The 282-nt window shown below is 57.8% G+C and carries 1 protein-coding gene; it reads left to right on the top strand.

Annotation, left to right across the window (positions count from 1 at the left end; all coding sequences use genetic code 11):
- Positions 1–282: hypothetical protein (locus QP381_RS08985; RefSeq protein ID WP_285068658.1), on the top strand; the 282-nt coding region annotated here is incomplete at both ends.

The raw sequence follows: 282 nt of genomic DNA, 5'->3' as shown, positions 1-282 counted from the left end.
AAGCTGCTGACGCGGCTAACGCGGCGGGTGAAGCTTTATCCCGGTGGGGTGGGCATGCGCTCACCGCAGGGGACGCGGGTGAACAGTTACGCCAGAAGCTGCAGGGGGCCTCTGAATCCTTTATTAATGTGGGAGAGGCCGCCCAGAGTGGTAGTGGCGGGTTTGAGGACTTCGCCTCAAAACTTGAAGAACAGATTGAGTCCATGAAGACCTGGCAGGCCTCCATGGCAGTTCTAAAGCAAAAGCTCTCCCCGGAGGCTTTCTCCCAGCTACTCGATATGG

It is taken from the genome of Pauljensenia sp. UMB6358, assembly GCF_030216865.1.
GTDB classification, from domain to species: domain Bacteria; phylum Actinomycetota; class Actinomycetes; order Actinomycetales; family Actinomycetaceae; genus Pauljensenia; species Pauljensenia turicensis_A.
Note: the sequence above shows the minus strand (reverse complement) of the source record. Positions and strands in the feature narration are given on the sequence as shown.